The organism is Sphingobacterium rhinopitheci, assembly GCF_022627575.1.
GTDB classification, from domain to species: Bacteria; Bacteroidota; Bacteroidia; order Sphingobacteriales; family Sphingobacteriaceae; genus Sphingobacterium; species Sphingobacterium rhinopitheci.
Window position 1 is genome coordinate 1 of sequence record NZ_JADEYQ010000044.1, and the last position, 7,318, is coordinate 7,318.

General features: G+C 34.8%; 8 protein-coding genes. All 8 read right to left on the bottom strand.

Annotated elements, in window-relative coordinates:
• Window positions 1-567, bottom strand: a 567-nt coding sequence (locus tag IP023_RS15535) for a helix-turn-helix domain-containing protein (protein ID WP_241791326.1), incomplete at its 3' end; no start/stop codon positions are given.
• Between the two features lie 20 nt (window positions 568-587).
• Window positions 588-941, bottom strand: coding sequence for a transposase (locus IP023_RS15540; RefSeq protein WP_241791327.1), 354 nt, complete (start codon window positions 939-941; stop codon window positions 588-590).
• A gap of 39 nt (window positions 942-980) precedes the next feature.
• Complete coding sequence (locus IP023_RS15545; protein WP_241791328.1) at window positions 981-2,117, bottom strand: hypothetical protein; 1,137 nt, start codon at window positions 2,115-2,117, stop codon at window positions 981-983.
• Window positions 2,062-2,670, bottom strand: a complete 609-nt coding sequence (locus tag IP023_RS15550; protein WP_241791329.1) for a hypothetical protein — start codon at window positions 2,668-2,670, stop codon at window positions 2,062-2,064. The genes IP023_RS15545 and IP023_RS15550 overlap by 56 nt, the downstream gene beginning before the upstream one ends.
• 436 nt (window positions 2,671-3,106) lie before the next feature.
• Window positions 3,107-4,792 carry an SUMF1/EgtB/PvdO family nonheme iron enzyme gene (locus tag IP023_RS15555; RefSeq protein ID WP_241791330.1) on the bottom strand — a complete coding sequence of 562 codons (1,686 nt, stop codon included), beginning with the start codon at window positions 4,790-4,792 and terminating at the stop codon, window positions 3,107-3,109.
• A gap of 18 nt (window positions 4,793-4,810) precedes the next feature.
• On the bottom strand, window positions 4,811-6,373 hold the full coding sequence (locus IP023_RS15560; RefSeq protein ID WP_241791331.1) for a fimbrillin family protein: 1,563 nt from the start codon (window positions 6,371-6,373) through the stop codon (window positions 4,811-4,813).
• Window positions 6,374-6,651: 278 nt separating this feature from the next.
• Complete coding sequence (locus IP023_RS15565) at window positions 6,652-6,885, bottom strand: plasmid stabilization protein (RefSeq protein ID WP_241791332.1); 234 nt, start codon at window positions 6,883-6,885, stop codon at window positions 6,652-6,654.
• Window positions 6,886-6,943: 58 nt separating this feature from the next.
• Entirely contained in the window at window positions 6,944-7,144 is a 201-nt protein-coding gene (locus IP023_RS15570) for a hypothetical protein (protein WP_241791333.1), read from the bottom strand.
• Window positions 7,145-7,318 lie beyond the last annotated feature (174 nt).

Genomic DNA, 7,318 nt, shown 5'->3' on the forward strand with positions numbered 1-7,318 from the left:
TGCTGTATCTACTGTCCTTTTTACATCGTCAGCTTTCATCGAGTCACATAATTCCCAATGAATAATATAGCGGCTAAAATCGTCCAAAACAGTACTCAAATAGTACCATCCCCAGCCAATAATCTTGAAATAAGTGAAGTCCGTCTGCCACATTTGATGCACAAATGCTGTTTTATCTTTGAACTCATTAGCTGCTGAAATAAGAAAATGATTGGGTGCAGGAATCAAATCTCTTTGTTTTAGTATCCTGTAAACACTTGATTCAGAAATAAAAACACCTTGTTCATCTGTTATTTTGTAAGCTAATTCTCTTGAAGACAACTCGGTATGTTCCAACGCAATTTCTACAACCAGATCCTTTTGCTCTTGGGGGATACTATTCCACTGCCTACGACAACTTCTTTTACTTGTCTCCAAGCCATCAAAGCCACTTTTGAGGTAATTCTGATACCATTTATAAAAGGTACTTCGGGCAATTCCAAAGCTATCCAAAGTTGGTTTTACACCGATTTCACTCCGTGTGACTGTTTGTATGATCTCGTATTTCTCACTTGCTGATAATCGCATATATTTCCTGTATTTATGGATTAATCCAGCATGTCTGAACTTTTTTTTACAATATCGTAGCGAAGAACTAGATCGGCTACAATTTCTTTCAGACGAGCATTTTCTTTCTTTAAATCTGAAACCTCATCACTTGTTGCTTCTCTGGTAATATCACCTGAAAGACGTTTTTTACCCGCTTCCATAAATTCTTTGTTCCAGGAATAAAACTGCGATTGGGCAATGTTGTGTTTACGGCAGAGTTCGGCCACTGAAATCTCTGCTCGAAGGCCTTCCATTACAATTAGAATCTTTTGCTCTGAACTGAAAATCCTAAGGGTGTACTTACGAATGTCTTTGACAAATTTTTCAGTGCTCTTTTTCTTTGGAGTTTCCATATTTAAATTTAATGTTTTTAATGAAAACCCTCCTTAAGATTATAACTTTAACTGTCCACTTTTTGCTGACGATTTACATGGAAAAGGGTTATTATCGCCAATAGCTATGGTATAATATCCTGTTGCTGCAAACGTTAATACAATAGGATCTTCACCTGGTACTGGTTTTGTAAGTTGATAAGCTGTTTTACCATCTTTCCTATCTAAAGCATCAGGTGCACTAAGTCTTACGATTGACCCACCAGTTTGTAAATAGTTTAATAATGCTTCAGCTTCAGTCCGAGTAGGAACTCTATAATTAGTAGGACAAGGATCCCGATCCGTATTTTTGATAGGTTCAGTTTCCGTACCTAACTTCCATTTATCAGTCACTGGTACTCCAGAGTTTGCTAAAGTAGTTTGTGGCATATAATATCCACTACCTGCTATAGGCATAGGAAAAGGATAAGCATTCGTAGACTGAAGTGCTCCAGGTTTCGGAATATCAGCACCTATGGTATTATTCTTCAATAATGTTATTTCACCACTAATAAAAGGCTCTTTTTTACCAAATAAATAGTAATCGCCAAAGTTAGCTTTAGTAAAAGTCGTATAATCATTAGGTGTGGGGAAATTGGGGTCGGCACCTAGGTTATAGTTCATCCAAATCTGCCCATTGACTTCTACATCACCGGGCCCCAATGGTCTAAAAGTTCTGATTGTCAGCTTGAGGTTATAAATCATACCTGGTACTAAGCGTGTAGATGCAAAAGGGCGTATATTAGTTACAGTAGCACCACCGGCACTCATTTTTGTAATTTCAAAAAACTCAGAACCACTGGTAACAAACTTTGTACCTGTTATTAACGAACCTCCAGTAGGAGCAGTAGCAGATACAGATCTAGTGGTTCCTGGTACGGTGAACGAAATATTTTGTTCTCCTGGACTACCTCTTCCTGTCGCTGTCGAAAAACGATAATTCCCTTCGGGGTACAAATTGATGAATTTTGCTTCTAATTCTGTGATATTAATATTCAATTCAGGAATAGCTTCTATGGTTATAGACTTTATACGTGCAGCAACATTTTTGAACCTTGGGTAGATTTCTTGTGGATTATTACCACCTATTTGTATCAACTCATCATATATATAATTCAGGGTTAGCAGCGTTATATGATCGCGCTTGTATATCTCCATAGTTATTAGGATTTGACGTAGCTAATACAAATTGTGGCAAAGGTCCTGTTGGACTATTACTAGTAGCGCCAATCATACGGTATGAATCACCACCATCTAACATAAGTGAAGGGGAATTTGCTTCGTTACCAACAGTATAATCTCTAAATTGAGTGAGCTCATTTTTGCTCATATTATAACCTCTTATTTGGTAAAGCGTACCATTAGGTATATTAGTTTCAACTACAGCGGCTCTATTAATACTTTTTTTTATAATCTTAGAAGATACGCTACTACTATTATCTATCTCAGGTATAAATTCTGCCACAAGTTCCAGCTTATTTGACAACTGAACTCTTTCTACAATCTTTAATCGGTCAAACGATGCAGCGACATTATTTTTGATGTCTGGACGATCGTTTTCATATATAGAGGGCATACCTACTTTAAGTGCTACTATATTATCTCCCAAGTTATCCTTTCCATTGATATCTTTACAGGCTGACAAGACAGATATTGAAGCCATAAAAACAAACAATCTTATTGTTGGTTTTAAAGTTTGATTTATTTTCATTTGTAATATTTTTTATTCCCAATTAGCTAAATAACGTTAATTCCAGTTAAAATCTTCGTTAATATTTGCTTCTTCTTCCTCTACTATTGGCACTTTGGGATATGTATTGATTGAGCCTGCCAACAATCCATGTTCTACGTATATAAATGTTTTTGTTAATTGCGGCTTTATATAATTTATTCTTTTCTGAAGAATAGTTTTTAAAACTAATTTAACATTTTTAATTGGTCTGAAAAACAGGGAAGTCTACCTGATGAGTTAACTGACGCAGACCAAGAATTTATTCAATTGAAAATAAAAGACCTAACACTTTCATTCCCAGAAATAACTGAAGATGGACAATTCAATAAGAAGCGTTCCGTTTACCAATTTAGAGATAAATACTTCCAAAGTAATTCAAGATTATCAACATTTTTTAATATATACTATTAGTCTATTATTTCTCAAAAATTACCCTAAAACCGACATTATAATTAGCACTTCCACTAACTACTGCTGACCTTAAGTAGGAGTTAGCAGTACTCTTGGTACTGATAAAACTACCACCCCGGATGATAAATGCAGAACCAGATTGGTTTAAAGGGTCAATAAGTGGACTGTCTTCTGTGCTAATTGTTGGATATGGGTCTATTGTATTAGAATCTGTGTTTTTGTCGTCTGTTATTTCTGCTACATTACCGTACATATCGTATAAGCCCCATGCGTTTGGGATTTTTTGACCTACTGCATGTGCTTTATAGTTGCTGTTTTCTGAAATCCAAGCGTAATTAGTTAACACTTCTTGTTGAGTTCCAAAATAAAATGGCGTTGTAGATCCTGCACGTGCTGCATACTCCCATTGGGCTTCCGTAGGAAGTTTGCCGCCTACCCAAGTAGCATATGCTTTGGCTGAATCATAGTAAAGCAAATTCATAGGATAATTTTCGAAGCCTGGAGTAGTAGTATATTTGTTCGCCGCCATATCATATATTGGCAAAGTGCTTTCGTTATTTACATTGTTATACAATACTTTTCCTTGTAGCATTACTAATCCATCCTGTGGAGCTCTGACACCGATAGCGTTTAAAAATTCTGCATATTGACTAATTGTTATTTCATATTTGGTCATACAGAAATCCTTCGTCAATTTTACCCAATGCGCCGGCCCGCCTTGAAAGCCTAAGGCATTAGGATCAAGATTTCCCATTAAGAATGTTCCTGCTTTAATAAAAACGGTACTGATATTGTCCGAAGGAAAATCATCAACAGAGAAGCGATAGGATTTGCCTGTCGTCATTTGAAGTGTATTTTTTTGTTTAGATACTTTTGACGCAAAACCTTGATTCATCATTACCAAATCTTGGTTTGCAGGAAGAGTCTGCGCAGGTATCAAAGCTCGGTAAGTATATGTATCGTTAAATGATGCACTTCCTGGTTGCTCTAAACGATAAGGCCGAATGCTTGTAGATACTGTTGGATTCGTAGTCAATTCATTTTCACTTAGATTGAATACGCTTGTATTCTGTAATTTATTTAATATGATTTCTAAACGTGGATCGGGTTTATTTCCTTTAGAAGATGTAGCAGGGAGTTCTACTTGCATCAAACTCAGTAAATGTGTAAAATTCAGCGTTACTACAGAAACTGCACCTATATTTACTGATTTTGCGGACATTAGGTCTGAAGCTGCATGATTATTATTATCACTTTGATCAGATTTTACTACGAACTTGTAATTATTAGGATTCGTCATTTGAGGATCATACGGATAGTAAGCATAGAAATCTAAATTAGGATATCCTTCTGGCCATTTTACATTAGACTCCCACTTTGTACCGTCGTAAGTAATTTTGATATTATGTATCAAATTTCCTGAGTTGGCCAATGGCTGTCCTGTAAGTACTGCAAAAACTCCAATACTGTCGCCAGTGGTAAATTGTGTGTTAAAATCAGTTCTATTACCTGGACTAGAGAGCGCTAATTTTGATCCTAAGCTTAGATCGTTATTTGAACCATTTATACTTATACTAAACTGTATATGGTCATCTTGTAATTCCTTTTGTTGTACAGAATCATCTTTCTTACAAGAATGTAATAGGCTCAGAAAAAAAATGAATATATATATAATTTTTGTGTTTAACATGATATTTACCTTTGATGATTAAGGGTTTAGTACTATTCGAAAACCAATTTGCCACGCAGAATATTCTTTTTGTATACTATTTCGGCTATAGGCCGATGCGAGTTGTACAGTTGCTGAATAATTTCCTCCTCGGTAATAAGCATGACCATTTTTACTTATTCCTCCCACTTGATCAATAATTGGAGATAATTCACTGTTAGCAACTGGATATGAAACGATTTCGTTGTTTTCAGGTCCATCTAGACACCATTCTAATACATTTCCTGCTATATCAAATAATCCCCAAGGATTGGGCTTTTTTTCTCCCACAGGTTTAACATAACCTCCTGTATTGTTATGATAATAGCCATAGGCCATCATTTCACTTCCAAAGTTTCCAGTGAAAAACTTGTTTTTAGTTGTCGCCCGATACGCGTATTCCCATTGCGCTTCTGTTGGCAATGTACCTCCCTTCCACTGCGCGTAAGCTAGTGCTCCATGCCATGTAACACCTTGCATAGGATAGTTTTTAATAGCTGGCATTACTACCCATTTGTTATTCTCAAAATATGGTGTAGATTCTTTTTTTGAATAGAATAAATAAGTAGATTCATTATCAATGTTATGATATATTTTCGCTATATTATTGTACGCTACACCATTTGCATTTAAGAAATCAGCATATTGCGAGACCGTAATTTCATGTTTACTCATATAGAAACTTTTACTAATTCGAACCCAATGTTGTGGTTTCTCATAGCTTTGAAGGGTATTTGAGGTATCGGGAGCTCCCATTTGGAAGGTTCCTGCTGGAATATAAGCATATTCGACCGGATCTGTACTTATTGTTCCTAAATCGTCAATTCCCGAAGAATTGTTAATCCATGATGTTATATTTGATAAAGTAACCGTTATTTTTCTGTTATTAATTGTTATCAAATAATTATACATTTTTCCCTTTTCGAAGGCGTCAGAAGTAGGTAAAGTATAATCATAGGTGACACCATCTATAGTGAAAGTGAAGATTTTGTTTGATTGATTCGTATTAGGGATGACGATAGCTTCACGGCTTAGTCCAATAGTAATAGGATTGGTTGATATGATCTGGTTTGTAATAGTTCCTGATGACAAGTCAAACTCAGCTTGAGATGCAAATCCTTTTAATGCAATATTGACGTTTTGTAATCCACTGGTCGTGTTATCAAAATTTTGCAGCGAAAATGCAATTTTACTTAATTGATGATCGAAAGTTAACGAAGCTGGATTTCCTTGCTTATTGATGTTGTTTGTTGTATTACTGTACAAAAAATCTATAGCCTTCAGATTACTTTGGTTAGAAATATTAATTGGGTAAGTGTTTGATACCCCAGACTTAAATGGAGCATATGCTACAAGATCCAACGAACCAGATTGTGGATAGTAGATTGGATTTCCGATTAATTGAAGTTCATCATTCGATGCATTGTAAATAAGTTGACGATTGGTCTCCAGTAGTTGACTGAATCCAGACGTGTTGCTACGTTTAACAAAGAGTCCAATAGTATCTTGATTATCCCAAGTAGGGGTGGCCGTTCCAACTAGTGTGCTGACATTAGCTTTCATTTTTATGCTTTGATCGCTCAGATCAAAGTATTCATTTTCTTGATGTGAGCAGGCACTAAACGCAAGGAACGAAAAAAAAGCGAATAGTTTAATTCCTCGATAACAATTCATATAATAGACTTAATGTTATGATATGTGAAAATATTTTAAAGTTTCTAATTATTCAATTAGAATAAGTTCCATTGAAGATATATTTATGATGAAATACTAGTAATGTAATTTTAATGTATCAAATTTTCAACAAGAGGTCAAAGGTCCATTTCTTTAAGAAGGGCCGATTATATAAATTTGAGATAATGTCTATTTTCAGGAAAAACCTTATAAATATCATTACTTTTTACAAATCTAGACAATTCAACTTGATCATCATCCTTATAAAAACCTAAACGACAATCTCCTATTCTACAACGATAAGCTGTAGAAAAGCTTTTCATTTTTATTACGTTAGTTAACTCTTCTAACTTTTCAGCATTTTCAAGTTCAATGATAAATTCTTTGATTTTAGCCTTCAATTTTTTATCTGTGATCTTTTTAATATCATTAATAAAGGAGCGCAAAAAACAACTCTCATTAGTCTAAAATATTAATTACTTCTTCACGACTTCCAACTTCGCTTCTGTCTGATTGCAGCATAAGTAACAACAATCCTAAATCTTTCTTTTCCTCATCAGTTAATGATTTCAAACGTTCTTTCTCTTTATAGTCTACATAAAAAGAAAGTAACTTTAACTTAGTTAAAGTGCTTTCATCGATATCTATGTTTTTTCTCATTTTCACATACAAATATATACAATATATAATACACAAAAAACACATAGTGTAATCTTACCCTAACTAGCTACATTCAAAACTAAAGAATTCCAATCAGAATTGCTATTGTTATCCTGTTGGAATGTTGGAAACTCAGAGAGTTTTCCATATTTCAACAGGAATTCTGTTGGCGTC

What these genes read in the sequence shown, in the direction of transcription:
- IP023_RS15540 (WP_241791327.1), bottom strand. Translation starts at nt 941, where the DNA reads ATGGAAACTCCAAAGAAAAAGAGCACTGAAAAATTTGTCAAAGACATT.
- IP023_RS15545 (WP_241791328.1), bottom strand. Translation starts at nt 2,117, where the DNA reads ATGGAGATATACAAGCGCGATCATATAACGCTGCTAACCCTGAATTAT.
- IP023_RS15550 (WP_241791329.1), bottom strand. Translation starts at nt 2,670, where the DNA reads ATGAAAATAAATCAAACTTTAAAACCAACAATAAGATTGTTTGTTTTT.
- IP023_RS15555 (WP_241791330.1), bottom strand. Translation starts at nt 4,792, where the DNA reads ATGTTAAACACAAAAATTATATATATATTCATTTTTTTTCTGAGCCTA.
- IP023_RS15560 (WP_241791331.1), bottom strand. Translation starts at nt 6,373, where the DNA reads ATGAAAGCTAATGTCAGCACACTAGTTGGAACGGCCACCCCTACTTGG.
- IP023_RS15570 (WP_241791333.1), bottom strand. Translation starts at nt 7,144, where the DNA reads ATGAGAAAAAACATAGATATCGATGAAAGCACTTTAACTAAGTTAAAG.